24 protein-coding genes are annotated in these 24,365 nt (G+C 66.5%); 14 read left to right on the top strand and 10 right to left on the bottom strand.

Annotation, left to right across the window (positions count from 1 at the left end; translation table 11 throughout):
* Positions 1–44: 44 nt before the first annotated feature.
* The 3 genes from BLTE_RS07945 to BLTE_RS07935 all read right to left on the bottom strand — a co-directional run bounded on the left by BLTE_RS07945 (position 45) and on the right by BLTE_RS07935 (position 2,616).
* The gene (locus BLTE_RS07945) at positions 45–1,001 is read right to left on the bottom strand and encodes an IS481 family transposase (protein WP_126396489.1); all 957 of its coding nucleotides are present in this window, start codon (positions 999–1,001) and stop codon (positions 45–47) included.
* Positions 1,002–1,093: 92 nt separating this feature from the next.
* On the bottom strand, positions 1,094–1,789 hold the full coding sequence (gene lexA / locus BLTE_RS07940; RefSeq protein WP_126399131.1) for a transcriptional repressor LexA: 696 nt from the start codon (positions 1,787–1,789) through the stop codon (positions 1,094–1,096).
* Between the two features lie 383 nt (positions 1,790–2,172).
* A complete protein-coding gene (locus tag BLTE_RS07935) occupies positions 2,173–2,616 on the bottom strand; it encodes a helix-turn-helix domain-containing protein (RefSeq protein WP_126399129.1) in 444 nt (147 codons plus the stop codon).
* Positions 2,617–3,061: 445 nt separating this feature from the next.
* On the opposite strand from BLTE_RS07935, the gene BLTE_RS07930 reads away from it, so the two are divergent.
* The 12 genes from BLTE_RS07930 to BLTE_RS07870 all read left to right on the top strand — a co-directional run bounded on the left by BLTE_RS07930 (position 3,062) and on the right by BLTE_RS07870 (position 14,422).
* Positions 3,062–4,903, top strand: a complete 1,842-nt coding sequence (locus BLTE_RS07930) for a transposase domain-containing protein (protein WP_160140550.1) — start codon at positions 3,062–3,064, stop codon at positions 4,901–4,903.
* A complete protein-coding gene (locus BLTE_RS07925) occupies positions 4,900–5,670 on the top strand; it encodes an AAA family ATPase (RefSeq protein ID WP_126399125.1) in 771 nt (256 codons plus the stop codon). Before BLTE_RS07930 ends, BLTE_RS07925 begins: the two co-directional genes overlap by 4 nt.
* A 15-nt stretch (positions 5,671–5,685) precedes the next feature.
* A complete protein-coding gene (locus BLTE_RS07920; protein WP_126399123.1) occupies positions 5,686–6,000 on the top strand; it encodes a hypothetical protein in 315 nt (104 codons plus the stop codon).
* Complete coding sequence (locus BLTE_RS07915; protein WP_126399121.1) at positions 5,997–6,320, top strand: hypothetical protein; 324 nt, start codon at positions 5,997–5,999, stop codon at positions 6,318–6,320. Before BLTE_RS07920 ends, BLTE_RS07915 begins: the two co-directional genes overlap by 4 nt.
* Positions 6,317–6,670, top strand: coding sequence for a hypothetical protein (locus tag BLTE_RS07910; RefSeq protein WP_126399119.1), 354 nt, complete (start codon positions 6,317–6,319; stop codon positions 6,668–6,670). The genes BLTE_RS07915 and BLTE_RS07910 overlap by 4 nt, the downstream gene beginning before the upstream one ends.
* Complete coding sequence (locus BLTE_RS07905) at positions 6,667–7,077, top strand: regulatory protein GemA (protein ID WP_126399117.1); 411 nt, start codon at positions 6,667–6,669, stop codon at positions 7,075–7,077. The genes BLTE_RS07910 and BLTE_RS07905 overlap by 4 nt, the downstream gene beginning before the upstream one ends.
* Positions 7,078–7,698: 621 nt before the next feature.
* On the top strand, positions 7,699–8,139 hold the full coding sequence (locus BLTE_RS07900; RefSeq protein WP_126399115.1) for a hypothetical protein: 441 nt from the start codon (positions 7,699–7,701) through the stop codon (positions 8,137–8,139).
* Positions 8,136–10,241 (top strand): phage tail tape measure protein, encoded by a 2,106-nt coding sequence (locus BLTE_RS07895; protein ID WP_126399113.1) that lies wholly within the window; start codon positions 8,136–8,138, stop codon positions 10,239–10,241. The genes BLTE_RS07900 and BLTE_RS07895 overlap by 4 nt, the downstream gene beginning before the upstream one ends.
* Entirely contained in the window at positions 10,147–11,868 is a 1,722-nt protein-coding gene (locus BLTE_RS18495; protein WP_244600157.1) for a major capsid protein, read from the top strand. The genes BLTE_RS07895 and BLTE_RS18495 overlap by 95 nt, the downstream gene beginning before the upstream one ends.
* Before the next feature lie 32 nt (positions 11,869–11,900).
* Positions 11,901–12,212 (top strand): hypothetical protein, encoded by a 312-nt coding sequence (locus BLTE_RS07880; protein WP_126399111.1) that lies wholly within the window; start codon positions 11,901–11,903, stop codon positions 12,210–12,212.
* Positions 12,213–12,630: 418 nt separating this feature from the next.
* The gene (locus tag BLTE_RS07875; protein WP_126399109.1) at positions 12,631–12,858 is read left to right on the top strand and encodes an FmdB family zinc ribbon protein; all 228 of its coding nucleotides are present in this window, start codon (positions 12,631–12,633) and stop codon (positions 12,856–12,858) included.
* A gap of 598 nt (positions 12,859–13,456) precedes the next feature.
* Complete coding sequence (locus BLTE_RS07870; protein ID WP_126399107.1) at positions 13,457–14,422, top strand: hypothetical protein; 966 nt, start codon at positions 13,457–13,459, stop codon at positions 14,420–14,422.
* A 114-nt stretch (positions 14,423–14,536) separates the two neighbouring features.
* Here BLTE_RS07870 and BLTE_RS18050 read toward each other — a convergent pair whose 3' ends face one another.
* Together BLTE_RS18050 and BLTE_RS18045 are read right to left on the bottom strand one after the other, a co-directional pair.
* Complete coding sequence (locus BLTE_RS18050; protein WP_160140549.1) at positions 14,537–14,938, bottom strand: hypothetical protein; 402 nt, start codon at positions 14,936–14,938, stop codon at positions 14,537–14,539.
* A 345-nt stretch (positions 14,939–15,283) separates the two neighbouring features.
* Positions 15,284–15,487, bottom strand: coding sequence for a hypothetical protein (locus BLTE_RS18045; protein ID WP_160140548.1), 204 nt, complete (start codon positions 15,485–15,487; stop codon positions 15,284–15,286).
* Between the two features lie 231 nt (positions 15,488–15,718).
* On the opposite strand from BLTE_RS18045, the gene BLTE_RS07860 reads away from it, so the two are divergent.
* Complete coding sequence (locus BLTE_RS07860) at positions 15,719–16,483, top strand: HAD-IA family hydrolase (RefSeq protein ID WP_126399105.1); 765 nt, start codon at positions 15,719–15,721, stop codon at positions 16,481–16,483.
* Positions 16,484–16,502: 19 nt separating this feature from the next.
* Here BLTE_RS07860 and crtD read toward each other — a convergent pair whose 3' ends face one another.
* From crtD to BLTE_RS07835, 5 genes are all read right to left on the bottom strand, one after another.
* Positions 16,503–18,074 (bottom strand): 1-hydroxycarotenoid 3,4-desaturase CrtD, encoded by a 1,572-nt coding sequence (crtD, locus tag BLTE_RS07855; protein WP_126399103.1) that lies wholly within the window; start codon positions 18,072–18,074, stop codon positions 16,503–16,505.
* Positions 18,075–18,379: 305 nt separating this feature from the next.
* On the bottom strand, positions 18,380–19,978 hold the full coding sequence (crtI, locus tag BLTE_RS07850; RefSeq protein ID WP_126399101.1) for a phytoene desaturase family protein: 1,599 nt from the start codon (positions 19,976–19,978) through the stop codon (positions 18,380–18,382).
* A gap of 115 nt (positions 19,979–20,093) precedes the next feature.
* Positions 20,094–20,726 carry an NAD(P)-dependent oxidoreductase gene (locus BLTE_RS07845; protein WP_126399099.1) on the bottom strand — a complete coding sequence of 211 codons (633 nt, stop codon included), beginning with the start codon at positions 20,724–20,726 and terminating at the stop codon, positions 20,094–20,096.
* 229 nt (positions 20,727–20,955) lie between these two features.
* Entirely contained in the window at positions 20,956–22,203 is a 1,248-nt protein-coding gene (locus BLTE_RS07840) for a lytic murein transglycosylase (RefSeq protein WP_126399097.1), read from the bottom strand.
* 56 nt (positions 22,204–22,259) lie between these two features.
* Positions 22,260–23,042, bottom strand: a complete 783-nt coding sequence (locus BLTE_RS07835) for a cobalt-precorrin-6A reductase (protein WP_165439196.1) — start codon at positions 23,040–23,042, stop codon at positions 22,260–22,262.
* Between BLTE_RS07835 and cbiE the strand changes: the two genes are divergently transcribed.
* Entirely contained in the window at positions 23,041–24,264 is a 1,224-nt protein-coding gene (cbiE, locus tag BLTE_RS07830) for a precorrin-6y C5,15-methyltransferase (decarboxylating) subunit CbiE (protein WP_126399095.1), read from the top strand. The genes BLTE_RS07835 and cbiE overlap by 2 nt on opposite strands.
* Positions 24,265–24,365 lie beyond the last annotated feature (101 nt).

Here is a 24,365-nt window from a genome sequence, read left to right as displayed (position 1 = left end):
TCGGGTTTTTCGCAAAACCGGTACCCACTTTTGCGGAGAATGCTCTAGCTGTGGAGCCTCAACAGGTTGTCCTCGGTCAGACCGAGGCGGCTGATGGGTGTCTTGGCTTGCAAGCTACCATGGGGCCTGTGCCAATTGTAGCGATGCAGCCAGATCGGCAGCTCTGCGGCGCGCTGATCGGAGTGCAGATAAGCTTTGGCGTAGGCCCATTCGCGCAAGCTCGTTTGGACGAAGCGCTCGGCCTTGCCGTTGGTCTTGGGCGTATACGGCTTGGTGCGCAGGTGCTTGATCTCGAGTAGGCGCAGCGCCCTGGCATAGCGGAAGGAGCGGAAGCTGGCGCCGTTGTCGGTCATCACGCGCTGAACCTTGACGCCATGGGCCCTGAAGAAGCGCAGTGCATTGAACAGAAAGCGCAGACAGGACGGGCGCTTTTCGTCGGGCAGGATTTCCGAGTAGGCGACCCGCGAATGATCGTCGATGGCGAGATGCAGGCACTCCCAGCCGACCCCGCGGCTGTTGCTTTGCCCGCTGCGATCGCCGGTGATGCGGTGGCCCACCGTGTTGAACCGGCCGAGCTTTTTGATGTCGATGTGAATGATCTCGCCGGGATGCTGGCGTTCGTAGCGCCGGACCGGTTCGGCCGGCTCCAGGGCGCTGAGCTTGTTCAAGCCGCGCCGCCGCAGGATACGGCTGACGGTGGCCGGCGAGAGGCCGAGCTCGGCCGCGATCTGCTTGCCGGTGCAGCGCTGGCGGCGCAACGCCTCGACCGCAGCGCACGTGGCGGGCGCTGTTTGGCCTGGCGATGAAAGCGGCCTGGAGGAGCGGTCGCGCAAACCATCGACACCCTCGGCGCGGAAGCGCCCGACCCATTTGGCGACCGTCTTCGGCGTGGTGTTGTAGCGACGCGCGGCCTCGGCATTGGTCAGTCCGCCATCCACCACGGCGCCCACCATCACCTCTCGACCTTTCGGGGTCAGGCGAGCATTCTTGTGAGTGTCCATTCGGTCCTCCGCGAATCACTGACGTCTGGCGACATCAGCGTTCCCGGCCAGGGCCGAATGGACAACCTCCTGAAAGCCCACATCTAGCCGGCTCAGTAACGCCGGAACAGCCCGACCAGCCGCCCCTGGATGCGCACCCGGTCCGGCCCGAAGATCCGCGTCTCATAGGCGGGGTTGGCGGCCTCCAGCGCGATCGAGGCGCCCTTGCGGCGCAGCCGCTTCAGCGTTGCCTCCTCATCGTCGATCAAGGCGACGACAATGTCGCCATTGTCTGCGGTGTCCGACTTCTTGATCACCACCAGATCGCCTTCGAGGATGCCGGCGTCGATCATCGAATCGCCGCGCACTTCGAGCGCGTAATGGTCGCCGGCCGGCAGCATGTCCGGCGGCATGTTGATGACGTGGCTGCGGTTCTGGATGGCCGAGATCGGCGTGCCGGCGGCGATTCGGCCCATGACCGGGATCGGCACCGTGCGGCCGCTGGTGTCCTCCGAGGCCGGGCGCACCTTGCCGAGCCCGCCCTCGATCACGCCCGGAGCGAAGCCGCGCCGCGGCATGGCCGCCTGTCCGACCGCGTCCGGCAGGCGAACGACCTCCAGCGCGCGCGCCCGGTTGGGCAGGCGGCGGATGAAGCCGCGCTCCTCCAGCGCGGTGATAAGCCGGTGGATGCCCGATTTCGACTTGAGGTCGAGCGCATCCTTCATCTCGTCGAAGGACGGCGGCACCCCGCTTTCCGTGAGCCGCTCGTGAATGAATTTGAGCAGTTCGTACTGTTTGCGGGTCAGCATGGCGCGTCCTTGGATCGGGCTTCGCGGGCTAGAAACAAATCATGAACGGACACTATACGTTCATTGTGTGTTCCGCAAGGTGTTAAATCCGTCTGAAGAAGGCGCCTGGAACCGGTAGCGGTGGAGGCGCCGCCGCTATTTGGCGCCGGCCAACATCGCTATTTGTCGCTGAACAGGCCTTAACGCATTGAAATTAAATGGATTGATGGGCTCCCAATCGCCAACCATCAATTGTGGCGGAAATGTGCCGACAGATAGCGATGAATTCAGGCTAGGGCATTGAAAATACGCGCGATATTGCGGAACTATTGGCCAACAGTGGGGCGCATGACGGCTCCGAACGAGACGATTGGCCAACCTATTGGCCAACCCGCCAAAGCGGTTCAGGTGTCATCATCCTCCGGCCGCAGCGCTCTCGCCTCGCGCGCGACGTCATAAGCCCCGGCGAGCAAAACGGCGAGCGTTCCGACTGTTCGTGGCCCCTCAGCCATGTCCGATGCCTTGTGTAAGGGATTAAACTTTAGCTCCACATTGTCATCGAACCAGAAGCCTTCGAGAAGGTCACCGAAAACCTCTCGGAGCGCGTCCCGAAGTGCATGGGTGTCTACATGAAATCGCCCAGAAAAAACCCACTCCGGTGTTATGTCCAGAGAAGAGCATATCTTCATAAATACATCTAGAGGAAGGGGACTTTTCTTATAGAGATAATTCTGGAGTGAGCGGTATGGGATGCCGACTCTCTCCGCGAGGGCGGTCATCTTGACCTTCCGGATCTCCATAACCCGCCGCAGGGTATCAACCACGTCCGGGTTTTCGGTCGCAGGCATTGAATGTCACCAAAATAGGTGTATAAGCGTCGCTTATGCACCAGATCGAATACAGATTCGGCGCGACCATCGATGGCTCTGAGGAGCTGTATCGAGCTGTGCGAGCCGCGCTTGTTGCCAGAGGCACAAGTCTCAACGCCCTCTGTAAGGCGCGTGGCCTGAACAGGCAAACGGTCGAAAGAGCCCTCAAGGGCGAGCGTCATAGCAAATTGGCTGCGAAGCTCAGGAAAGAGCTTGCGAACGAGATACTTGGGGCCGAGGGCGAGAGATGAAGGGCTTCATAAGCCTTCCGGCCTTGGCAGAGGTTGCTGGCGTCTCCCGGCAAGCGATAGAAAAGGCGGTTTCCCGTGCTGCTCTCCAACGGGCAGACATCGTTTGGCGCGGTTCCACCCTCACGGTCCGTGAGGTCCGCGGGCGGGGCGGGCGGTCGGGCGTCTCCTATGAGGTGCTGGTCTCCAGCCTGCCGCTTGGCCTCCAACTCGAATTCAAGGCCCTTCAAAGCCCCGTTGAAGCCCCTTCAAAGGGGCGTCACCACGACAAGGATTCGTGGGGCTGGTGGTCGTTCCACGTGGCCGAGGCGTTGCGCCATGAGAAGGGCTCGCCCGAGCGCGCGGCAGCCGTCGCGGCGCTGGCGGCTCGGTCGGACCTGACCGACTGGCGCGGCCGGCCGATCACCCTGTCCGAGCGCACGATCCAGCGGAAGATCAAGGCCCTGGAGGACGGCGGGCTTGCCGCCCTCGGGCGCAAGCGCCGCGCCGATGCCGGCGCGAAGAAGGCCATCATCACCAGGGCATGGGACGGAGCCGTGCCGTTCGACGATGCCGAGAAGCTTCGCATTCGCGAGCGCCTGGACCAGCACATCCGCAACCTCTGGGGCAACGGTGGCGCCTTGTCCATGGTGCGGCGTCTGGCCGGCGAGTGGCTGGCGGACACGACCCGGCTGGCGGGCTTCGATCCCGGCCCGGACGATCTGGCCCGGCTGTGCCAACTCCCGCAGCACCTCGTCGAGCGCGGGAAGCGGGCACGCAAGGTTCACGTCTTCAACACCGACCGGAAGACTTTCGAGGACGGCAAGCGGCGCGTCCGGCGCACCATCGAAGGGCTGCAGCCGATGGACGTCGTGGTCGGCGACGTCCACCCGGTCGACGTGCTGGTTCGGCGTGAGGACGGGTCGACCGCGACACCTCGGGCCATCGCGTGGCTGGACGTCGCCACCGGCCGGGTTCGGATGACGTTCCTGCTGTTTGAAAAGGGCCGTGGCGTCCGCAATGAGGACGTCGCCCGCAGCTTCCTCGACATGGTGCGCGATCCGGCCTGGGGCGTGCCGCGGCACCTCTATCTCGACAATGGCGCGGAATACAATTGGGCAGACTTCATCGAAGATGCGATGAAGGTGATCAATGGCCCAGTCGAGTATTTCACCCGATCCTCTCCGATCATCAAGGCCAAGCCCTACAACGCTGCGGCCAAGCCTATCGAGGGCATCTTCGCCGTTCTCGAAAAGACGGTGTTCAACGTCCTTGAAGGCCACATTGGCGGCGACCGGCTGCGCAAGAAATCGGCCAATGTCGGCCGTCCGCCCGCGCCGTTTCCGGGAACGTGGGCCGACTTCTGCCAGAAAGCGGAGGGGCTGGTCTCCTACTACAACACCAACCCTCAGCGCGGGCGGCTGGGCGGCCTGACGCCCAACCAGATGCTCCGCCGTGCCCAGGAGGCGGGCTGGCGGGCCGCCACCATCGATCCGATGGCGCTTCTGCAAGCGTTCACGGTTCGGGAAGCGCGCACGCCCGACCGCGGCTGCATCGCCGTCAAGGGCCGTCCGTTCACCTGCGATGGCCTGTCCCTCTACAACGGCGAGAAGGTCGAGGTGGCCATCCCGCGCTATGGCGAAATCCAGGTGGTCGCGGTGTTCGCGCCGGACGGCACCTTCATCGGCGCCGCGCGCGAGGATCGGCCCTTCCACTTCCTTGATCCCGAGGGCGCCGCCGAGGCCGCGCGCCGCGACAAGGTCGACCGTCAGCTGATCGCCGACCTGCGGAAGACGGTCGAGCCCATCGATATCGCTGGCCTCGCGGTCGAATCCGGCCGGCGTGCGGCGGGACTGCCGGCGCCGATGCCCGCCGACGTTCTGCCGATCAGCGACCGCACGGCGACCGTGGCCCGTGCGCTCGCCGAGACGCCGGAGGAAGCCCTGCGGCGCATCCAGCGCGAGCGCGACGCCGCCATCAATCGCCGCCTTGCGCAAATCGAGCGTGAGAAAATCGAACGCCAGAAGGAGGCGTCATGACCTCCGACATCCCATTCATCGAGACGTCCGTCTACCGCATCATCGAGTCGGTGGCAGATCGCGCGCTGCGGCTGCAAAAGCCGGCATTGATCACGGGCGCGCCCGGCGTCGGCAAGACGCGCGCGCTGCAGGAACTCGCCGATCGACGCGGGATGGTTGGCGCGTGGCGGCCTGCCGTCACCATCATTGAGGTCAGCAGCACGCTTGGCCAGACGGCGCGCGGGCTGATCACCGCGGTTGCGAATGCTCTTGGGCACCAATGGTACCGTTCTGCTGACGACACGCTGCGCGACATATGCATCAGCGACGATGAAATGCTGATCTTAGACGAGGCGCAGAACATAAAGGCCAACTTGTTGCGCCAGCTACTTACGCTGAATGACAGTCAAGGGCTTACTATGATGTTCTGTGGCAATGACCGAATGCTAAAGTATGTTCATTCAGCTGATAGTGCGTTGGAGCAAGCTGGAAGTCGGTTTTATTTGGCAGAGAACATTCTTGGCATCAGCGCAGAGGATGCCGACAGAATTACGAACTACTTCAATGTTGAGGACAAGTCCGTCTACATGAAGATGCGCGACATTGGCGCGGTTCGGCATGCCCGCGGTGTGGTGAAGGTGCTGCGGATCGCGCAGGACATTGCCGGCGCCCGCCAGCCAATCCGCCTGTCCCATGTCGACGATGCCATCGACCAGATTCCACAACTTGTGCGGGCCGTGTCTTTGCGCCGGCCCGGTGTGTCCAAGCGTGTTCCCTCCACCCCGTAGCCTGAGAGGCCAGCTATGCCCGACCCAATCAACCCCCGCACGGAACTCGCCATTGATTTCGCTGCACTGCCGCAGGATCGGCGCGAGGCGGTTGCGAACCTCGCCATCATGTTCGGCGTCTCGGTTTACGCGGAGGTGAGCAACTTCCTTTTCCAGAGCAAGGCGCTCATTGGAGACGTCAATTCCAGCTTCACGGGCGCCGATCAGCAAGAACTGGCCCTCAAGCAAATCGATTGCACGCTGCGGCTCTATGAACGTCTCGCAAAATCCCTGCAAGAATTCTCGGCCGCAAAGGATGCCGCAGTGAATTTCGGGGGGACGAAACAATGATCCGGCCCAACAAGGTTGCCCCCGACACCGGATACAGCGGCGAGCGCGCGTGCTCAGAGGCCGCATACCGCGAGGCGCTGGATGCCCTGCAGGGACACATCGAGATTGCGCACAAGGTCGGAGGGGAACTCGCCGCCATCGCCAAGCTGTTCCGGCTGACCTGGGATTGCGCGAGGCGCAGCGGCTCTGACGCCACCGAGGAGCTGCTGGCCGATCTGATCGAAGAGCGCGGTGCCCATCTGGTCAATCTGGGAGGCCGGGCGAAGCGGGCGATGGAACACCTCTTGGCGTTCGCCCCCGGCGCGGAGGTGTCGCGATGAACGCCCACAGCAAGACCGAGACTCCCGACCCGTTGGAGTGCTTTCCCCTGTTGCGCCCCCCGATTGATCCCGAGGCGATCACCAGCACCGCCGATCTCAGTTTCGCAATGTCCAACGTCTATCTCGATGTTCGCGCACTGGCGTGGATGCAGCAGCTCATCACCTCTGCCTTCGCCGAACCGGACACGGTGCAGGAAATGCGGGAGCCGCTCACCAATGACCGGATCGACCTGTTCGTGACGGCGAGCAACATGCTGACCAAGGAACTGCTGGAGCGTGTCCATTTCCTCGGCCACATCCACATGCGGAGTCTCGAAAGCGGGGGCGCGACGGAGAGGGGTTGCCCATGACCCCCAAGCAGATCGCGCTCATCAAGGTTGCCAAGCGGCAGCTCGGGCTCACGGATGACCAGTACCGCGCGCTCTTGCTGTGGGCGGGTGGCGTCGAGAGCGCGAAGGATCTGGATGCCGCCGGGTTCGAGCGCGTGATGGGATACCTCACGCGCCTCGGCTTCAAGTCGGACTGGAGCAAGCGCACCTTCGGCAACCGCCCCGGTATGGCCTCGCCGAAACAGGTCGACCTGATCCGCGATCTGTGGCGGGACTATTCGGGGGCGGACGATGATGCCGCCCTCGGCAGGTGGCTGGAGCGTTCCTACGGGGTGTCGTCGCTGCGGTTCCTGGACGCCCCGGCCGCGCAAAAGGCGATCACCGGCCTTCGGGCGATGACCCGCCGCAAGGTCGCGCGGACGGCATAGGGGGAACTGGTGGCCGGGGGGTCGTGACATCCCCGCGCCCTCGTGTGACGGCACACGTATGCTCGGCCACCATCCTCAACATGCCGGAGAACGGGCACCGGTTCAATGCCGGGGAACCTGGGAGACCGGGAACCTGGGAGACCGGGGACCTGGGAGCGAGGGACAGGGCAGATGTTGGAAACGGTGGCCGGGGGGTCGTGACATCCCCGCGCCCTCAAATCGGACGGTACACTGCCTCGGCCACCGCGAGAAATATACGCCTTGCCGCCCCGATCGGCAATTGACGCCGCGAGCCCTCAGGATGCGCAGCCACGGCCGTTTCGGCTGACCGCTACCCGGCATCGGATTTTTCGACAAAAGCCGCCCATCACTTTCAATCGACCTTTAACGTCGATTTTAAAGCGGCACCTCCGGACCCACCCGCGACTGGCGTCCGCCCCCGGGGCGGAGGCAGGGCGCTGACACCTGTCAGCATGCCGTCGATCGTCAGCGGCATTTAGGGTGTCTCTCGCACGGCAGATGAGCCGCGAGACGGCCGCCGTGCTCTTGGCCGCGAGAAGGACGGGGTGTCTCGGGATCAGCCCCTCCTTCTCGGGCCGGAGTTCCTTCAAGGGGCGGGGGATGGCCGACGAGTCGACAACGCAAGCCCCAGAGGCGCTGCTGTATAGACCGTCCGATCTGCCCGGGGTGTTGGCTGAAATTGCCGACGTTGCCGGTGTCGAGGCGGCGTTGAAGCTTGCCGAGAAATATGGCGGCACCCGCAGAAGCCTTCCGGCACACCTGCCGAACGGGCCTCACTGGTTGTCCGACTGCGTTGGTGTCGAGGCGGCGAAGAAGATCTGCGCTTCATTTCGCTGCGTCTCGGCCAAGGGTCGCTGGTCGGGCACCTATCTGCTCATCCCGCGCGGACCGACCGGCCTCATCTCAGAGGCGCGGCAGAACTTGGAGCAGGCATTGGCTGAAGGCGCCTCTGCCGCAGAAGCCGCGCGGCGCGCTGGCATGACCGAACGCGCTGCCTATCGGGCTCGGGCGCGTCTCAGACATCAAAAGAGGCACCCATGAGCACGCTCGACGTCGCGCTGCGGCTGCGCTTGATCAACCTGCTCAACGGCCCATCGGCCGCGGCGAAGAAGGAGCTTCAGGGCATCACCGATGCCGCGAAGCGGCTCAACGGCGTGCGGTCCGACAGGCTCGCCCGGGATTTGGCCAGGACCAAAGGCGAGGCGGCCGGCAGCGAGCGCGCGATCCAGCGCCTCGGGCAGAGCGCCCGGCGGCTGGAGACCGTGCGGCTTGACCGCCTGGCCAACGACCTCAAGCGGGTATCCGGCGCGGCGCGGGAGGCCTCCGGAGCCATCGAGAAGCTGAAGACCCGCACACCGGCTGGCGGTCACGGCAAAGCAAGCGGCGGCGACAGCGCCTTTCTGTTTCCGGGCCTTCCGCTTGGCCCGCTTGCCGGCGCGGTGAGCGGCTACACCGCCGGCCGGGCGGTCCAGCGGACGTTCAAGGATTTCGCCGAGCTGGACCGGCGGATGACGCGCCTCGGCAACACGGCTGAGGCGACGAAAGATCAGACTGCGGCGGCCACGGCTGAGGTGCGAGCCATTGCCAAGGAGTACGGCATGCCCGTCGAGGGCGTGTTGGTTGGCCTGGAGGCTCTGGTTGCCCAAGGCAATTCGCTGTCCGAATCGCTGATCAAGGTGAGGTCGGCGTCTCTCGCGGCGCACGCCTCGGGCGCGGCCGTGGATGACATGGCCAACAGTGTGAATGCGCTGAACAAGCATCTCGGCATCACCAACGAGTTGATGCCGGACGCTCTCGACATCTCGGCCAAGGGGGGCAAGCTCGGGCAGTTCGAGCTGAAGGACATGGCGCACTACTTGCCGAGCATGGCGCCGGCTGCGGCGCCCATCGTTGGCAAGGGGTTGGAGGGGCTGCGCCGGCTGATCGCGGCCTTGCAGACCGTCCGGGCGGGAACGGGTGACTCCGCAGAGGCCGCCACGGCGCTGAACAACTTGCTTGCCAAGATGGAGAGCAAAGAGACCATCAAGAACTTCAAGGACTTCGGGATTGATCTGCCCAAGGCGTTGGCCAAGGCACGCAAGGAAGGCAAGGACCTTCTGGAAGTGTTCACCGATCTGGCCGAAAAGGCGCTGAAAGGCGACATGTCGAAGATCACGCAGCTGATCGGCGACTGGGAATTCCAAAAGGCTGTGCGGGCGTTGATCGGCCAGCGCGCGGAATACCGGCGGTTTTTTGCGGAGCTGGCCAATTCCCAAGGGACCGTGGCTCGCGACGCGGCTTCGGTGTCGAGTGACGCCCAATCCTCGATCGACCGTCTGTCCAACGCCTGGAATGCGGCGAGCGTCGCAATCGGCAAGTTCACCGCGGAGTCGACGCCGGCCATCGCCGCCCTGGAAGGGCTCGGCCACATGCTCGATCTGTGGCGCGGAGACCCCGAGGCGCTCCGGAAGGAACAGCAGCGCGCCGGCAGCCCGAAGCCGTTCGACGAATTCGTGGCCAGGACGCGCGCCGATCGCCACCGCCGCGATCGGGACGAGGAGATCAGGAAGATCGAAGAAGGTCTCGCGGCGGGCAGCTACTCAACGGCGAAACCCGGCCCGAATTGGCCGAGCCCGCGCGAGCACGCCGAGAAGTATCTGGAGAAGCTGCGCCTCGAACGCGAGGCCGATGAAGCGACCCGACAAGCCGCGCTTGAGCGGCTGGATATGATCGACCTGATGGCCGGCTTTCAACCCGGCACCGGCCCGGCCGCCGACGCCCGGCGCAGCATGCAGGGAGTGACCGAGGCGATCCGCACCGAGGGCGAGAAGGCGGTGTCGTGGGCGGAGGAATACGCCCAGCGCATCCGGCAGATGTTCGACTTCACCGCCACGCCGACCATCTCGCCGCGGTTCGCGCCGGCCGGCAATGGCGCGCCGGGAACGTCCTCAGGTGGCTCGGCCGCGCCCGGCTCGGTCGTGCCGTCGACCTCGGCGCCGACGTGGCAGCCGACACCGCCGCGCCGGCAATCAGCCGCGCCACGGCCGGTCCGCGTCGTCATCAACGTCAATGGCGGCAGCGACTCCAAGGCCACTGCCCGCGAGGTGGCGCGCCAGTTCGCCCGGCTTGGCAATTCGCACGGCGCCCTGTTCGACACGGTGTGAGGTTGGCATGACCGGACCCTCTCTGCCGTTGAATGTCGCCCTCGGTGTCGTCACGCTGGACGTGTCGGCTACGGCTGCGCCCGACTGGGTGAAGGTCACGCCGCGCGGCAGCGTGATGACCCGCGACGGCCGCTCCTACCGGTTCGACCCGGAAATGCTGGCGGCGCGGTATGTGGCCGAAGGCGTCGATATCCCCGTCGACCTTGATCATGCCATCTCCCGCAAGACCGTTTTCGGCGAGCGCGCCGACGCGGTCGGTTGGGTGAAGGAGCTGCAACCCCGGCTGGACGGCCTCTATGCCCGCGTGGAGTGGCTGAAGGCGGGACTCGATGCTCTCGCGGCCCGGACCCACCGCTTCATCAGCCCGACCTTCCACCACGACGCCTCGGGCGCGGCGACCTGGCTGCACTCCGTTGCCCTGGTTGCCGCCCCCGCGCTGGCCATGCCGGCGATCGCTGCCGCGCTCGGCGGGCCGGCCGCTTCCTCAGCCCCAATCCACGCCCATTCCCCCAGCGATCAGCAGCACCGGGCTGCGCTCGCCGGGCTTGGCCTCAATTCCGCTTCCGCTCACGAGGATCGCAAGATGTCCGAACCCACTTTTCCGTACAGCGACGTTGATCTGACCACACAGGTCAACCGCATTCCCAACGAATTCGGCCTGCTGCGGGCGTTGAATTTGTTCCCCAGCGAAGATGCCCGGTCCCGGTTTGTCGAAATCCGGATTGAGGATGGCGTGCTGGTGGTGCTGGCGGCCGAGGAGCCGGGCGCGCCGGGCAACCAGGTCGAATGGGGGACCGGTTCCTCGATCGTCATCAAGATCCCGCACATCCCGCACGGGCCTGAATCGATCCGGCCTGACGATCTCCAGGGCATTCTCGACGCGGCCGGGCGAATCCGGGAGCCCAAGAGCTTCGACAAGGAACTGGCCAAGCGGCTCGGGATCATCCGCAGCCTTCACGGCCAGACCTTGGAATACCTGCGCCTTGGCGCGCTGAAGGGTGTGATCCGCGACGGCAAGGGCCGCACGCTCTATGACCTCTATTCGGTGTTCGGCATCACCAAGAAGACGGTGGATTTCGAGCTGGGAACCGCCGGAACGAGCGTGCTCGACAAGTGCGAGGAGGTGGTCGACCACATCCTTTGCAATCTCAAGGGCGAGACCTCGACCGGCGTCGAGGCGATCGTGTCTTCGAGCTTCTTTGGCAAGCTGATCCAGCACCCCAAGGTCGAGAAGTATTGGCTGGCGACACAGCAGGCCTTCACGCTTGGCATGCTGGAGCGCTCGCGCCTCGGCGGCAATTGGGGCCGGGTGTTCGAGTTTTCGAACATCATGTTCCGCGAGTACAAGGGCTCGGCGTTGGTGCGCAACGGTGCGGGCCAGATCATCTCCGAGCCGAACGTGGCGGACGGCATGGGCCACGCCTATCCGGTCGGAACCCGTTACACCGCCTACACGCTGTGGGGGCCGGCGCATCACGTCGACTTTGTCAACCAGGCCGCCCCCGAGGTCGTGGTGTCGCAGGAGCCGATCAAGCACGGCGGCGGCTGGGAGCTGAAGAGCCAGAGCAACGTGCTGCCGATCTGGAAGCGGCCCGAGGCGCTGGTGGAACTGACCACCTCCAACTGATCTTTCGCATGGGAGGCTGATAGAGGGCACCAATGACAGACCCGATCGCGGCCACGATTTCCGGCGTCCCGGTGGTCACCATCCCGGCCGCCGAGTACGCTGAACTTCTGGCGTGTTGGGAACAACTCGCCCGTTTGAGGCTGTTTCAAGAGGCGTTTCAGCCCCGTTCGAAGGCCAGCATCGACCAGGACCCTGAAGTGGCCGCCTTCATCGCCAGCCGGCTCGGAAAGGTATTCCTGCGGGAGGTGTTGGCCGAGTGCCGCGAGCGATTCGGCGTATCCCGGACCCCTTCGCGGTCAGCGGCACAGCGGTATTGGCTTCGGCTGCGGGGATTGAAGCGGTAGCGGCAAGGTCCATCAGGACGTCGCGGCATTCCGTTAAGTTTGGGCAAGTTCCGGCTAATTCCGAAATACCAGCGTCAAATAGCTCTGTTCGACGACAGAAAGCGATGATGGTTCCAGCGGGATATTACCGATCGCTCGCGGACACAGACGCTCCAATTTGACGCAAATCCAACACAACCCATTGAAAACGCCGATGAACCGTAACGGCTGCCGCTGATGCGGAGGCGGGGATTTCGGGAGGTGGCTTTGCTGAATTTTGTGGGGACGAAGCTCACACGATCCGGCCTGCGCAGGCTCGCGCGCCAATTGAGTCGGATGGTGATCCGCGCTATGGCGCCGGGCAGTGCCGACCGCGGAGATTGCGGCGATCGCGGACAGGCGCTTGAGTTGGTGCTTGATCTGACTTGGGAGAGGCCGGATGCCGATCTATCGCTACGAATGCCAGGACTGCGGCGCCGATTTCGAGACGCTGGTGCGCGCGTCCGACACCCCCTCCTGTCCGTCCTGCGGCAGCGTGCGGCTGGAGCAGCAATTGTCGCTGATCGCGGCACCCGCCAAATCGGGCGGCGGTCTCGACATTCCGCCGTGTGCCGGCGGCGAGGGCGCATGCCCGCGGTGCTGCGCCGACGCCTGCGGACCCGAATGACAGCAGAGTTTTTTCGGGTTGTTCGGGAAGGTGAGCGGTTTCGGTGGAAGACCGGAACCGCAATTCAACGGTGGGACCGCGATTGTCTTGCGCGAGTGTCACAAACTGGGGCCGGAATCGTCATTCGGCCGGTTTCACGCGCCAACGCGCTGTTCAGTTGACGCATGGTCTGCATTGCCCGCTTCGGTGCGATCAGATAATCTGATTTTATAAAGTATAGTGCGTTCCGACGCGCCGGTTCGTCAGTGACGGAAAGTCGTCCGGGGCGGGGTGGCTTTTCTCAGCGTGTTCGCGTGCGGCAGGCCAAACAAACGGCCTGCGAAAGCGGACCGTTGGTTCCGGTCGCGGATTTTCGCGGAATATCTGATTTCCGAATAGAAAATCCGCGAGAGTCAACGGCCCCACGCGTCAGCGTCTGGGGCCGTTGGTATCAGACGGCGACCGGGGGGACGTCGGTCATTCGGGGCAGCAGGTATCCGGGCATCACGAGCCGCAGCAGGCTTGGCGACGCGGGCGAAGGCCGGCCAACGGGCCGAAACCTCGCGCGACCGAGAGGCGGCTGCGGCAACCCGGCCCTGGTTGATTTTGGGGGCGAAGCATGACGTTCAAGCGCCAATCCTGGAAACGCCAGTTCTCTTGTGGAGGCCTCGTCGCCGCGATCCTTGCGGGCGGCAGCCTGACCGGTGGGTTGCTGGTTGGCGGCCTGATGTCGACGGCGGCTTCCGCCGCGGATCTCGCGCCCGCCCCGCAGGCGACCTTCGCGCCGGCGCCGAGCCCCTGGAGCGTCACCGTCACGCCCTATCTGTGGGCGATCTCGCTCGACGGGTACTCCACGGTGAAGGGCCGGAAGACCGAAGTGAATGCGAGCTTCATCGATCTGGTCGAGCATTGCGAGATTCCGGTCGGTCTTCTCGAACTGTCGGCGTTCGCCGAGTTCCGCAAGGACCGGTTCGCCGTGCTGGCCGACCTCGTCTACACCAAGGTCCGGGTGACCCCGAGCCTCACGCGCTCCGCCAATGTGAACGGGGTTGGCGGCACGCTCGGAATCTCTGCCGGCATCGACATCGAGATGACCACCCTTGAATTGGCTGCCGCCTATGAGCTGGCGCGCTTCGCCACGCCGGGCATTCCGGGCGGCACCACCGCCTTCGATGTCTATGGCGGCGGCCGGGCGTGGTGGCAGAGCGCGGACGCCACATTCGCGGCGAACCTCACCGCGAATAACGGCGACCTGCGGGTGAATGGAGACCGCACCGTGACCGCCTCGGGCGAGGTGAACTGGGTCGATCCGCTGGTCGGCGTGCGCTTCCGCCAGCAGTTCTCGCCCACCGTCAATCTGGCGGTCAGCGGCGACATCGGCGGCTTCGGTGCCGGCAGCATCTTCTCCTGGCAGGCGCTGGCCGCGCTCAACTGGGATTTCTACGCCACCAGCAGCGTCACCTGGAGCGCGATGATCGGCTACAAGGCGCTGTACGCCGACTATGAGAAGGGCTCGGAGCTCACCCGCTACGAGTACGACATGACGATGCATGGCCCGGTGTTCGGGGTCAGCGCGCGGTTCTGACCAAGATCCGTTCTGACCAAGATCCGAAGTCGGCTCAGCGCCCGTCGGACCTTGCGCTCTGGCGGGCGATCTCGGCGGCCAATGCCGCGAGATCGCGGTCGCCGGGGTGGCGGGTCAGTCGGCCGGCGCGCCGAGGGCGCGTCCGACCTCGGCCAGCGCCGCCTTGCAGGCTTCGGCATCGCCGGCCCGGTCGGCCTCACGCGCCCGGGTCATGCCGGTGGCGATGGCATCCAACGTCTCGGTCGAAATGTCGCCGAGCTTGGCTTCGGCCGCCGCGATAGACTCCGGCGTCGGTTGGCGATGCATGGTGGCGCTCGTGCCCTCGGTCGCCGACGGCCCGGCTGCGGCACGGGCCGCAAGAAGGGCGTCGACACGGGCCTGCATCCGGTCGATCGCGTGCGTGCATGGACCGGCAAGGCCCGGCACGCTTGCAGCAAGGAGGATGCCTGCAGCAAGGAAAATGCTTGCCGCAAGAAGAGGAGCACCGGCAACCGGCAGCATGTTGCGAAGCTTCATGACCTGATCCTCCACAATGCAGGTTTCATCCCGGAGGTGGGGCAGCTCCTGCCGTTCCTCGCGGCACGCGCGCAAACGCGCGCACGCGGCGGAACCTGGTTGCAGTATACGACGGCCGGATCGGCCGGCCAGGGGGTATCGGTGACAAACGTATCGAAGAGCTTGCGATTTCATGCGCTTGAGATCGACGAGGTTCCACAGGAACACCGGCCTGCCCTGCAGCAGCCGGCTTGCCCTGCAGCGGGGAGAAGCCACAGCCGGCGAAGCGCCCGCCCGAGTTCAGGATGATGCCCTCGGCACCGCCCTCCGGCACGTCGATGTCGGCAGTGATGGTGTAGGAGGCGTTCAGAAGCCCCGGCGAGGCACCCTTTCGGCCGGCGGCGCGGCCGCAGGCGAGACCGTCAAATCGCAATCGCCGCGTATTTGAGCTTTGACCTTAAATGATTGCAGACGCGGGCCGCATATCGTGCTGCCATGCGACGCTTCCTCGTTCTTGCAGCCGTATTCGGTGGTCTTGTCGTGGTCGATGCCGCCGCGTTCGATGGACAATATACGAACGCAACCTGGGCAGGGGCCCACGAACTCAGCAGCCGAGTGATGTTCGAGGCCCGTATGTGGCAGAAGAGAATCCTGAAGCTTGAGTGAGGGCGGCCCAACCCCCTCCGCCAGCCGGCGCGACCGGATCAGCCTCCGGGCGCTCTTCCGCTGGCGGCGTTCCGGCGGCATTCTGGATCCGGGCCGGTTCGGCCCGGACCGGATCGGCCTCGTCGGGGAGGGCAGATGGCGCTTGCCGCACTGATATTCGACATCGATGGCACGGTGTCGGAAACCGAGGAGCTGCACCGGCGCGCCTTCAACGACGTCTTCGCCGATGTCGGCCTGCCGTGGCACTGGGACATCGATCTCTACCGCGATCTCCTGGATGTCGCGGGCGGCAAGGAGCGCCTTGCGCATTTCATCGCCACCCATGCCGAAAGCGCGCCCGATGTGGCCAGCCGCATCGCCGAGCTGCACGCGGCCAAGACGGCGCGCTATGCGGCGCTGATTGCCGGCGGCGCGGCGCGCCTGCGGCCGGGGATCGCCCGGCTGATGCGGCAGGCCGAGGAGGCCGGGCTGCGGCTGGCGATCGCCACCACCACCAGCCTGCCCAATGTCGAGGCGCTGCTCTGCGCCACGCTCGGCCCCGGTGCCGTCGGCAGGTTCGCGGTGATCGGCGCCGGCGACATGGTCGCCGCCAAGAAGCCCGCGCCCGACATTTACCAATATGTTCTCGACGCCATGGCGCTGCCGCCCGGCGCGTGCGTGGCGTTCGAGGATTCGGCCAATGGCCTCGTTGCCGCCCGCGCCGCCGGGCTTCCCACTCTCGTCACGCCGAGCCTTTACACCGCCCACCAGATCGGCACCGGCGCGTTCGAGGACGCGCTTGCCACGGTGAGCGACCTCGGCGAGCCGGACGCGCCCTACCGGCACATCGCCGGCGCCGGGCGTTGCGAGGGGATGGTGACGATCGAGGCGATCGAGCGCTGGCTCGATCGTCCCGCGTGACCGGCCGCCACCGGCGTGCTCACGGCACGGCGAGCCCGCCCGGCATCGCCGCCTCCCGCCAGCCGACCAGCGCTGCCCGTTCCTCGGCGAAATCATTCATGAGACAGGCCGCAGCGGTGCGCCCCGACAGGGTGGCCATCGGCACGCCGGCACCCGGATGGGCGGAGCCCCCGGCGAGATAGAGGCCGGGCAGGGTGGTCCGCACGCTCGGCCGGCGGAACGGCGCGCGCCAACCGTGCGTGGCCTGCCCGTAGAGTGCCCCACCGGTCGCCGGAAAGCGGCGGTGGAAGTTGGAGGGGGTGGCCACCGCCATCTCGCCGGGCTGCCAACGCACGCCGAGCCCGCACGCATCGAGGTGCCTCACCGTGTGCTTGAGGTAGGCCTCGATCTCGCCCAGTTGAACATGCTGCTCGTCGCCCTGCGCCAGCACGTTGAGCTGGTGGAACAGCCGCTCGCGTGGCGCGGCCGCGGCATTGCCGGCAAGACCATTGTCGCCCCGGTCCTGGGCGCAGAGATAGACCGTCGGCTCCACCGGCAGCCGGCCGGCGACGATGTCGGCGAACTCCGCCCGGTAGTCGCGCGAGAAGAAGAAGTTGTGGCGGATCAGCGGGAATCCGTCCGTCTCGGCGAGCATCGAGAAGGTGATCGCCGAGAACGAACGGTCGGACTTCGGCCGTTGCGGCACCACCCGCGCCGCCTCGGGGCCGAACAGGCCGGAGGCCACCGCCGCGACATCGCCATTGACGATGACCGCATCCGCCGCCACCACCTCGCCGCCTTCGAGCACGACACCGGCGACGCGGCCGCCTTCGACCAGCAGCCGCTCCACATGCGTGCCATAGCGGAAGGTGGCGCCGCGCGCGCTGGCGAGCGCCGCCATGGCGCCGGCGATCCGCCGCATGCCGCCCTCGACCAGCCACACGCCCTGCTGCTCGACATAGGCGATCAGCATCAGCGTGGCCGGTGCCGCGAACGGCGTCGAGCCGCAATAGGTGGCGTAGCGGCCGAAGGTCTGTTGCAGGCGCGGGTCGCGGAAATGGCGGCCGAGCTCGCGCCAGAGCGTGGTGAAGGGCTTGATGCGCAGCCCTTCGAGGCCGTGGCGGCGGATCAGCGCGATCGAGCTCGGATGCAACGCCCGCAGGAACGGCTCCTCTACCAGCCGGTAGATCGTCTTTGCCTCGGCATGGAAGGTCTCGAACGCGCGGGCTTCCGCCGCTCCGGCGAAATCGCCGATCGCATCTTTGGTCCGGGCGGGGTCGGCGAACAGATCGAGCCGCGCGCCGCCCGGCCAGGCGTGGCGGGCCAGGATTTCCACCGGCTGCATCGGGATGTGGGTGGCAAGATCTTCATCGGCCGCGGCGAACAGCTCCTCGAACACCCAGCGCATGGTGAAGACGGTCGGTCCGACATCAAAGGTGACGCCGCCGATCGTCGACGGCTTGAGCTTGCCGCCGGGGGCCGAGTCACGCTCGATCGCAATCACCTCGAAGCCGCTCGCCGCCAGTTCCACCGCCGCCGCGAGTCCGCCCGCGCCGGTGCCGACGATGACGACGCGCCTGCGCGGGCCGCCGGGATGTCGCAGGAAGTTCATCGATGCCACTCCATGTTCTGTCCTTCGAGAGCGTGATGTCCCCCCAGTCATGCTGTCCCCCCAGTCGTGCCCCCGGATCGCGGCGTCCTTCCAGAGCCGCGTTGCCGCCCTCACAGCGTCGGCGCGTACGCAATCTCGCCCGCGAAACGTGTCCGCGGGGTGGCAATGTTCAGAGCCGCGCCGCGGCGGCGCGGCCAATGGCAGCATGTGCGCTGAGGCCACAGGCGGCGCCTATTGCCTGTGGAGCTCGAGCGTCGGATCGATGCCGAGACGGAGCCGCTGAACGCGGCCGCGAATTGCCGTCTTCAGAACACGCCGCCGCCTCGCAGGAACTGGTGTCCGTTTCGGGCAAGCTGCCCTGCGTCCGGCACCACCTTGTCGAGAATTGTCGCCGAGGCCAGCACCGCCGGAAGTCCGGCACCGGGATGGGTGCCGGCACCGACGAGATAGAGGCCGTCGATATCCTCGCTGCAGCTCTGCGGCCGGAAGTACGCGCTTTGCGACATGACCGGCTCCAGCCCGAACCCGGCGCCGTGCGGCGACAGCAGCGTGTCGCGGAAATGCAGCGGCGTCACCACGCGCGAGGTCGCCACCGATCCCTTGAGTCCCGGCAGCAGCTTGGTGGCGAGGCTGTCCTCGATGGCGCGGCGGTAGGGCTCGGCGGCCGCCGTCCAATCGGTGTCGCCCTGCAGATTGGGCACGGGCGACAGCACATAGAAGCTGTCGCAGCCCTTGGGCGCCATCGACGGGTCCATGGCGGTCGGCCGATAGAGATAGAGGCTGAAATCGGACGCCAGCACCTTTCTCTCGAAGATGTCCTTGATGAGCTCCTTGTAGCGGGGGCCCATCAGGATGGTGTGAGGCTGCACCTCCGGCCACTGGCGATCGGTTCCGAAGTACCAGATGAACAGGCTCATCGAGTAGCGCGCGCGCTCGAGCTTCCTGTCGCTCCAGCGCCGGCGGCGCACATGGGCCGGCAGCAGGCGCCCGTATGTGAAGGCGGAGTCGGCGTTCGACACCACGATGTCGGCGTCGATGGTCTCGCCCGAGGTCAGCCGGATGCCGGTGGCGCGGCCCCCCTCGACCATGATCTCCCGCACGTCCTGGCGGAAGCGCAGCACCCCTCCCTGCTCGCGGATGAGATCGGCGAGACCGTCGGCGAGCTTGCTGGTGCCGCCCATGGCGAAATGGACGCCCCACGTCTTCTCCAGCTGGGGGATGACGGAATAGAACGCGCTCACCGCAAACGGATTGCCGCCGATGAACAGCGGATGGAACGACAGCACCTGACGCAGGCGCTCGTCCTTCACGAAGCGCGCCGCCAGACCGTAGACCGAATGATAGGCTTCGAGCCGGGCGAGCCCCCCCATGGCGATCGACATGTCCCAGATCGAGCGGAACGGGACGTGCTGGATTCGCTCATAGACCTCGCGCAGGTTCGATTCGCTGCGCGCCATGAAGCGGTCCCAGCCGGCGAGATCGCCGGGCGAAAGCTTGGCGACCTGCGCGCGCACCGCCTCGGTGTCCTGGCTGGCCTCGAACGTCGAGCCATCGGCGAACATGATGCGGTAGAACGGGTCGACCGGTGCCAGCGGCACGTGGTCGGACATCCGCTTGCCGCACAGCCCCCACAGTTCCTCGAAGGTGTGGGGCGCGGTGACGATGGTCGGGCCCGCATCGAAGGTGAAGCCGTCCTGCTGGAAGCCGCGACCCCGCCCGCCCGGTCCGTTGAGCCGGTCGACCACCGTCACGCGGTACCCGCGAGCGCCGAGCCGGACGGCGGCGGCGAGGCCGCCGAATCCGGCACCGATGATCACCGCATGGGGGCGGAAATCGGCGTCAACGGAGAACTGCTGAGGATTTGGGGCGATGGTCACACCGAGTCTCCTTGCTGCGTATCGCATCCGTTGGCGGGCTTATGGCTCTTGTCGAAGTCGCGGCAGGCAGGCAGGCCGAGCACGACGAGGTGGACGTTCAGATCGTTCCGAGGTGCGGGGTGAGTTGCGGGGTGTCTTGCGCTCACGCCAGCACCGGTGACTTGCGCAGCAGGCTGCGGTCTTCAATCTGCTTCACCAGGAAATCGGCGACGTCGGCGCGCGAGATGACGCCGTTACGCCAGGTTGCGGGTTCGACGAGTACCTTGTAGCGGCCGGTGCGCGCGCCATTGGTAAGTACCGCGGGTCGGGCGATGGTCCAGTCGAGCGCGCTGGCCTGAATCATGCGTTCCTGCACGTCCTTGTCGGCATAGGCGCGGCCGAGCAGCAGCTGGAACGGTACGCGCTGGAGAAGGCTCATGCTGCCACGGCTGTCCCCGGCGCCGTAGCCGGTAACGGCAATCAGCCGTTTCACGCGGGCCGCTTCCATCGCCGCGATCAGAATGCGCGTCGCATCCGAGAACAGCCGCACGGGTCGGAACAGCTCGCCGGCCCCGACGCCCAGCACCTGGATGACGGCATCCACGCCCCGCACCGCCGCCTCGACATCGGCGCGGGCGAGCGCATTGCCATTCATCTTTTCGAGAGTTGGGGGCGACAGAGCTATTTTTTCGGCCGAGCGGGCGAAGGCGCGCACTCGGTGCCCGGCATCGAGCGCCTGACGCACCGTCTCAAGACCAATTCCCCGGCTGGCTCCGATGATCAGCACCCGCGCCATGTTTCCGCTCCGTTACTTGGCCGCAGGTGCAAGCGTTCGAGTTGAAGCAACTCAGCTGCTTGCGGCTAATACTCTGGGCGGTATACGCGGTCGCTGCAAGGTTGGATTTCTTGGCAGGCGTTGGGCCTCACAGGCTGTTCACGCACTCAACCTGCTCAGGAGGCGGGTAACCAGGTCGGCGAGTTCACCGGCAGCAGGAGCGTTGAGCGAAACGACAGGCGGGCGGCGTTCACTGCGCCTGCGAGGCCGCCCGCAGATGGTCGAGCACGTTGGCACCCGGCCAGCAGTCGAGCGTGAGGCCCTCGACCTTCTGATAGGCGCCGAGCGCGAGGCGCGTGCGCATGCCCGCCTTGCCGTCGATCTTGTCGCGGTAGAGCCCGAGCGCGGCAAGGCGGCGCTGCATCTCCTCCAGATCGGCGGTGCGAAGCTGCACCACCTTGCCCCAAGGCGTGGCGAACGGTCCGCCCCCGGCGATGCGGTCGGAGACGTTGCCGACGAACAGCACGTAGAGGTCGGAGAAATTATAGTCCTTGATGACGTAATAGTTCTTGAGGATCAGGAAGGCTGGGCCGAACAGGCCGGCCGGCATCAGGAGCGAGGCGGGCTCGTTGAGATCGGCGGGGAGGGGCTTCCTCGCCGCCGGCACATAGCCGGCCGCGAGCCAGTCCTTCAGCGGCCGCAGATGATCGGGATCGGCGATGGTGCAATCGGTGCCCTTGGGCACCTTCACCTCATAGGCCCAGTGGTGGCCGGCCTGCCAGCCCTTGTGCGCAAGCTGCTGCGCCGCCGAGGCCAGCGCATCCGGCACCGAGCGCCAGATGTCGGCCCGGCCGTCGCCGTCGAAATCGACCGCATGCCGATAGAATTCCGAGGGCAGGAACTGCGTCATGCCGAGCGCGCCGCCCCACGAGGCACGCATGTCGGCACGCGGCACGCCGTCCTGCAGCATCTTCAGCGCATGCAGAAATTCGTTGCGGAAGAAGTCCTTGCGCTTGCCGTAGAAGCCCTGCGTCGCCAGCACGGTCAACGCATCGTGCGGCAGCTTGTAGCTGCCGAACGCGGTCTCGCGGCCCCAGATCGCCACGACCACCGGCCCCGGCACGCCATAGCGCCGCTCGATGCGATTGAGCGTGTCGCGATGCTTCGCGAAGAGCTGGCGGCCCTCTGACGCAAGGTTCGCCAGCGTCTTTTCCCGCAGATACTGCTCGGGCGTCTGCACGAATTCGGCCTGGCCGCGCGGCGGCTTGTCCGGCCGGCCGGGGATCACCAGATCGGGCAGCGACAGATCGGGCTCGAGGCCGGCGACCGCGGCATCGAAGGTCGCGCGCGACACGCCGAGCTTCTGCGCCTCCGGCCACAGCTCCTGCAGCCAGCGCCGGAAGGCCGGATCGGCCGCGCCGGCGGGCGCGGAGACACCGATGAGCAAAAACCCGGCGAGCAGAGCGGCAAGGACCGCGCCGCACCCGCGCCGGATCATCGACTGTCCGCCTCGCCGCTCACCTGCCATTGCTGCCTCCCTCGACGCTCAGTTCATCATAACGCGCGCAGCCCGTCCGGTGTCCGGCCGGCGGCAAGCTTGGCGAGTCGGTCGAGGGCTTCCTCGACGGTCGGCACCACCGGGCGCGCCGGGATCGAGGGACGGCGCACCATCACCACCGCAATGTCGAGTTCGCGCGCCGCAGTGAGCTTGGCGTCCGCGGCAACGCCGCCGGAATTCTTGGTTACGACCATCTCGGTGCCGAATCGTTCGAGCATGGCGCGGTCGCTCGCCGCCTCGAACGGGCCGCGCGCCACCACCACCTCGACGTCGGGCAGCGGCAGCGCTTCCTTCGGTGGATCGACCAGCCGCACCAGATAGGCGTGCTGCGGCGCGCGGGCGAACACGGGCAGATTCAGCCGGCCGATGCCGAGGAACACCCGGCGCCGCGCTTCGCCCAGCGCATCGACCGCCGCCTCCATGTCGGGCACGTCGATCCAGCGGTCGCCCGGTCCCGGCGTCCAGGCCGGCCGCTCGATCGCCAAGAGCGGCACGCCGGCCAACCGGCAGGCGGCCACCGCGTGCGTGCTCATCTGCGCCGCGAACGGGTGGGTGGCATCGACCACCAGTCCGATGCGCGCATCCCGAAGATATTTGACAAGCCCGTCTATTCCGCCGAAGCCGCCGACGCGGTACGGCACCGCGGGCGGCCGGATGGCCTCGGTGCGGCCGGCGAAGGAGACGACGGCGTCGAAGGCGGCGTCCGCGGCCAGCGCGCCGGCAAGCCGGGTCGCCTCGGTCGAGCCGCCGAGGATCAGAACGCGTAAGGGTGAGGTCATGGGCGGGAGCGATGGCACGGCCGGGCCGTGGTTGTCCATCATCGGCGTGAACGAGGACGGGCTCGACGGCCTTTGCCCCGCCGCCCGCGCGCTGCTCGATGCCGCCGAGCTGGTGGCCGGCGGCCGGCGCCACCTCGATCTGGTCGCGGCCCTCGGCAAGCCGGAATTCGTCTGGGACGTGCCGTTCTCAGCCTCGATTCCGAAGCTGCTCGCCCATCGCGGCACGCGCGTCGTGGTGCTGGCCTCGGGCGATCCGTTCTGGTTCGGCGCAGGCGCAGCGCTGTCCCGCCATGTGCCGGCAGCGGATATGCGGGTGGTACCGGCGCCCTCGACCTTCTCGCTCGCCGCGGCCCGGCTCGGCTGGCGCATTGAGGAGACGGCGACGCTCGGCCTGCACGCCCGGCCGCTGGAAGCGCTGCGGCCGCATCTGGCCCCAGGCGTCCGGCTGATCGTGCTGGTGCGCGATGGCGCTGCCCCGGCACAACTGGCCGGCTATCTCGCCGGGCTCGGCTTCGGCCCGTCGCGACTTCACGTGCTGGAGGCACTCGGTGGCCCGCGCGAACGGGTGCGTACATCAACGGCTTCCGCCTTCGATGTAACAGAAATTAACGCCCCCGTGGCTGTGGCGATCGAGGCCGAAGCCGGGCCGGAGGCGTCCATTCTGCCGGCCACCCCCGGTTTGCCGGACGAGCTGTTCGAGAATGACGGCCAACTCACCAAGCGGGAGATCCGGGCGCTGACGCTGGCAAGTCTGGCGCCGCACCCCGGCGAGTTGCTGTGGGACATCGGCGCTGGGGCGGGCTCGATCGGCATCGAATGGCTGCTCGCCCATCCCGCCAATCGCGCCATCGGCATCGAATCGAGCGCCGACCGTCTGGTGCGCGCGCAGCGCAACGCGCTGACGCTCGGCGTGCCGCAATTCGATCTCCGGCTTGGCGAGGCGCCCGCGGCGCTGGCCGGCCTGCCGGCGCCGGATGCGGTGTTCATCGGCGGCGGCGCGAATGACGCCGGGGTGATCGAAGCAGCCTGGGCGGCGCTCAGGCCCGGCGGCCGGCTGGTGGTCAATGCCGTGACGCTGGAGACCGAGGCGAAGGCGATGGCGTGGCAGGCGCGGGTGGGGGGAGCGCTGACCCGCATCGCCATCGAGCGGGCCGGGCCGGTCGGCAGCTTCACCGCGTGGCGGCCGGCGCTGCCGGTGGTGCAGTGGGTGGCGCGGCGCTGACAGGTCGGGCTTCGGGCGCTCGGAAACCGACGCCGAAATTCTTGACCGCACGCGCCTTGACCGCACGAACCCCGCTGGCGGGGTTTTCCGTTTCGGCCGTG

The organism is Blastochloris tepida (assembly GCF_003966715.1).
In the GTDB taxonomy this organism is placed as follows: Bacteria; Pseudomonadota; Alphaproteobacteria; order Rhizobiales; family Xanthobacteraceae; genus Blastochloris; species Blastochloris tepida.
This window is presented reverse-complemented; position numbering and strand designations above follow the sequence as displayed.

Bases quoted from the DNA above. Each gene is read 5' to 3' on its own strand.
- BLTE_RS07945 (WP_126396489.1), bottom strand. From the start codon at position 1,001: ATGGACACTCACAAGAATGCTCGCCTGACCCCGAAAGGTCGAGAGGTG.
- lexA (WP_126399131.1), bottom strand. From the start codon at position 1,789: ATGCTGACCCGCAAACAGTACGAACTGCTCAAATTCATTCACGAGCGG.
- BLTE_RS07935 (WP_126399129.1), bottom strand. From the start codon at position 2,616: ATGCCTGCGACCGAAAACCCGGACGTGGTTGATACCCTGCGGCGGGTT.
- BLTE_RS07925 (WP_126399125.1), top strand. From the start codon at position 4,900: ATGACCTCCGACATCCCATTCATCGAGACGTCCGTCTACCGCATCATC.
- BLTE_RS07920 (WP_126399123.1), top strand. From the start codon at position 5,686: ATGCCCGACCCAATCAACCCCCGCACGGAACTCGCCATTGATTTCGCT.
- BLTE_RS07915 (WP_126399121.1), top strand. From the start codon at position 5,997: ATGATCCGGCCCAACAAGGTTGCCCCCGACACCGGATACAGCGGCGAG.
- BLTE_RS07910 (WP_126399119.1), top strand. From the start codon at position 6,317: ATGAACGCCCACAGCAAGACCGAGACTCCCGACCCGTTGGAGTGCTTT.
- BLTE_RS07905 (WP_126399117.1), top strand. From the start codon at position 6,667: ATGACCCCCAAGCAGATCGCGCTCATCAAGGTTGCCAAGCGGCAGCTC.
- BLTE_RS07900 (WP_126399115.1), top strand. From the start codon at position 7,699: ATGGCCGACGAGTCGACAACGCAAGCCCCAGAGGCGCTGCTGTATAGA.
- BLTE_RS07895 (WP_126399113.1), top strand. From the start codon at position 8,136: ATGAGCACGCTCGACGTCGCGCTGCGGCTGCGCTTGATCAACCTGCTC.
- BLTE_RS18495 (WP_244600157.1), top strand. From the start codon at position 10,147: ATGGCGGCAGCGACTCCAAGGCCACTGCCCGCGAGGTGGCGCGCCAGT.
- BLTE_RS07880 (WP_126399111.1), top strand. From the start codon at position 11,901: ATGACAGACCCGATCGCGGCCACGATTTCCGGCGTCCCGGTGGTCACC.
- BLTE_RS07875 (WP_126399109.1), top strand. From the start codon at position 12,631: ATGCCGATCTATCGCTACGAATGCCAGGACTGCGGCGCCGATTTCGAG.
- BLTE_RS07870 (WP_126399107.1), top strand. From the start codon at position 13,457: ATGACGTTCAAGCGCCAATCCTGGAAACGCCAGTTCTCTTGTGGAGGC.
- BLTE_RS18050 (WP_160140549.1), bottom strand. From the start codon at position 14,938: ATGAAGCTTCGCAACATGCTGCCGGTTGCCGGTGCTCCTCTTCTTGCG.
- BLTE_RS07860 (WP_126399105.1), top strand. From the start codon at position 15,719: ATGGCGCTTGCCGCACTGATATTCGACATCGATGGCACGGTGTCGGAA.
- crtD (WP_126399103.1), bottom strand. From the start codon at position 18,074: ATGAACTTCCTGCGACATCCCGGCGGCCCGCGCAGGCGCGTCGTCATC.
- crtI (WP_126399101.1), bottom strand. From the start codon at position 19,978: ATGCGATACGCAGCAAGGAGACTCGGTGTGACCATCGCCCCAAATCCT.
- BLTE_RS07845 (WP_126399099.1), bottom strand. From the start codon at position 20,726: ATGGCGCGGGTGCTGATCATCGGAGCCAGCCGGGGAATTGGTCTTGAG.
- BLTE_RS07840 (WP_126399097.1), bottom strand. From the start codon at position 22,203: ATGATCCGGCGCGGGTGCGGCGCGGTCCTTGCCGCTCTGCTCGCCGGG.
- cbiE (WP_126399095.1), top strand. From the start codon at position 23,041: ATGGGCGGGAGCGATGGCACGGCCGGGCCGTGGTTGTCCATCATCGGC.
- BLTE_RS07835 (WP_165439196.1), bottom strand. From the start codon at position 23,042: ATGACCTCACCCTTACGCGTTCTGATCCTCGGCGGCTCGACCGAGGCG.